Genomic DNA, 3343 nt, shown 5'->3' on the forward strand with positions numbered 1-3343 from the left:
GAAGAACGACGTCACTTGAATACCGTCCACTTTGACTGTGAAGTCAAAGTTATAGGGTCAAGCCTCACGAGCAATTAGTACTGGTTAGCTTAATGCATTACTGCACTTCCACACCCAGCCTATCAACGTCCTGGTCTCGAACGACTCTTCAGGGGGCTCAAGGCCCCGGCAAGACTCATCTTGAGACGAGTTTCCCGCTTAGATGCTTTCAGCGGTTATCTCTTCCGCACATAGCTACCCGGCGATGCCACTGGCGTGACAACCGGTACACCAGAGGTGCGTCCACTCCGGTCCTCTCGTACTAGGAGCAGGCTCTCTCAATCTTGCAGCGCCCACGGAAGATAGGGACCAAACTGTCTCACGACGTTTTAAACCCAGCTCACGTACCTCTTTAAATGGCGAACAGCCATACCCTTGGGACCGGCTACAGCCCCAGGATGAGATGAGCCGACATCGAGGTGCCAAACACCGCCGTCGATATGAACTCTTGGGCGGTATCAGCCTGTTATCCCCAGAGTACCTTTTATCCGTTGAGCGATGGCCCTTCCATACAGAACCACCGGATCACTTAGTCCTACTTTCGTACCTGCTCGACTTGTCAGTCTCGCAGTCAAGCACGCTTATGCCTATGCACTATCAGCACGATTTCCGACCGTGCCTAGCGTACCTTCGAACTCCTCCGTTACGATTTGGGAGGAGACCGCCCCAGTCAAACTGCCCACCATACACTGTCCCCAACCCGGATAACGGGCCAAGGTTAGAACCTCAAACACACCAGGGTGGTATTTCAACGTCGGCTCCACCTGATCTAGCGACCAGGTTTCAAAGCCTCCCACCTATCCTACACAGATCTGTTCAAAGTCCAATGTAAAGCTACAGTAAAGGTTCATGGGGTCTTTCCGTCTTTCCGCGGGGAGATTGCATCATCACAAACATTTCAACTTCGCTGAGTCTCTGGAGGAGACAGTGTGGCCATCATTACTCCATTCGTGCAGGTCGGAACTTACCCGACAAGGAATTTCGCTACCTTAGGACCGTTATAGTTACGGCCGCCGTTTACTGGGACTTCAGTCAAGAGCTTGCACCCCATCATTTAATCTTCCAGCACCGGGCAGGAGTCACACCCTATACGTCGACTTTCGTCTTTGCAGAGTGCTGTGTTTTTAATAAACAGTTGCAGCCACCGATTCTCTGCGGCCTCATTGGGCTTCGTTTGTACAACTTCACCTACTAAAGGCACACCTTCTTCCGAAGTTACGGTGTCAATTTGCCGAGTTCCTTCTCCAGAGTTCTCTCAAGCGCCTTAGAATACTCATCTCGCGCACCAGTGTCGGTTTGCGGTACGGTCGTCAATAGCTGAAGCTTAGTGGCTTTTCCTGGAAGCAGGGTATCACTCACTTCGTCTGCAAGCAGACTCGTTATCACCCCTCATCTAAGCCCGGCGGATTTGCCTACCAGGCACGACTACAGGCTTGAACCGGGACATCCAACACCCGGCTGAGCTAACCTTCTCCGTCCCCACATCGCACTATTGATCGGTACAGGAATATTGACCTGTTTCCCATCAGCTACGCATCTCTGCCTCGCCTTAGGGGCCGACTCACCCTACGCCGATGAACGTTGCGTAGGAAACCTTGCGCTTACGGCGAGGGGGCTTTTCACCCCCTTTAACGCTACTCATGTCAGCATTCGCACTTCTGATACCTCCAGCAGGCTTCACAACCCACCTTCACAGGCTTACAGAACGCTCTCCTACCACTTGCACTTGCGTGCAAATCCGCAGCTTCGGTAACTGGCTTAGCCCCGTTACATCTTCCGCGCAGGACGACTCGATCAGTGAGCTATTACGCTTTCTTTAAATGATGGCTGCTTCTAAGCCAACATCCTGACTGTTTTAGCCTTCCCACTTCGTTTCCCACTTAGCCAATTTTAGGGACCTTAGCTGGCGGTCTGGGTTGTTTCCCTCTTGAGTCCGGACGTTAGCACCCGGTGCTCTGTCTCCCAAGCTGTACTCATCGGTATTCGGAGTTTGCCAAGGTTTGGTAAGTCGCCATGACCCCCTAGCCTAAACAGTGCTCTACCCCCGATGGTAATACTTGAGGCACTACCTAAATAGTTTTCGGAGAGAACCAGCTATTTCCAAGTTTGTTTAGCCTTTCACCCCTATCCACAGCTCATCCGCTAGTTTTGCAACACTAGTCGGTTCGGACCTCCAGCACCTGTTACGGTACCTTCATCCTGGCCATGGATAGATCACTTGGTTTCGGGTCTACACCCAGCGACTGAACGCCCTATTCGGACTCGATTTCTCTACGGCTTCCCTATTCGGTTAACCTTGCCACTGAATGTAAGTCGCTGACCCATTATACAAAAGGTACGCAGTCACCCTTTCGGGCTCCTACTTTTTGTATGCATGCGGTTTCAGGATCTATTTCACTCCCCTCCCGGGGTTCTTTTCGCCTTTCCCTCACGGTACTTGTTCACTATCGGTCGATTACGAGTATTTAGCCTTGGAGGATGGTCCCCCCATGTTCAGACAGGATTTCACGTGTCCCGCCCTACTCTATTCGTGCCTAGTTCCACAATCGACATTTTTCATACGGGGCTATCACCCGCTATGGCCGGACTTTCCATTCCGTTCTGATATGCCAACTGCTAAAACACGAGGGCTACTCCGATTTCGCTCGCCACTACTTTCGGAATCTCGGTTGATGTCTTTTCCTCGAGCTACTGAGATGTTTCAGTTCACCCGGTTCGCCACAATGACCTATGTATTCAGTCAGAGTTACCTCTTGCGAGGTGGGTTTCCCCATTCGGAAATCTCCGGATCAAAGCTTATTTGCCAGCTCCCCGAAGCTTATCGCAGGCTATCACGTCCTTCGTCGCCTGTAATCGCCAAGGCATCCACCACATGCACTTAGTCACTTGACCCTATAACTTTGACATCATTCGATGTCGTCAAGGACTGCTTCACATCGTCTTGTATTCACGATGGAAGTTTTTGAGTATTCGCGTTTCGCCGTTCTTCATACTCTCTGATAAATCAGAGTTGAAGTTCGTTGACGCAATCAAATGTTGCTGATGGCACGGTGCAGATCCCCCTTTACGAAGATTCTGCTTTCCATCAGCAACGCTGATTCGACTCTACAAATTGTTAAAGAACAACAGCCGACTATTTAAAGCCAAGACTGGCAAACCACAACATCGTTTCTCTTCGATGCTCTGGTTTGCCAACCTTTGAGTGCCTTCCTGTCTGGCAGGAAATGGTGGAGGATGACGGGATCGAACCGACGACCCCCTGCTTGCAAAGCAGGTGCTCTCCCAGCTGAGCTAATCCCCCGGG

At 51.2% G+C, this 3343-nt stretch carries 1 tRNA gene and 1 rRNA gene; both read right to left on the reverse strand.

From position 1 onward, the window contains the following. Window positions 1-53 precede the first annotated feature (53 nt). Window positions 54-2931, reverse strand: a 23S ribosomal RNA gene (locus tag O9Y01_RS23035). A gap of 333 nt (window positions 2932-3264) precedes the next feature. Next, window positions 3265-3340, reverse strand: a tRNA-Ala gene (locus O9Y01_RS23040). Window positions 3341-3343: the final 3 nt, after the last annotated feature.

The sequence above is a fragment of the Pelomonas sp. BJYL3 genome (genome assembly GCF_027257975.1).
Classification (GTDB): Bacteria; Pseudomonadota; Gammaproteobacteria; order Burkholderiales; family Burkholderiaceae_C; genus Roseateles_B; species Roseateles_B flavus.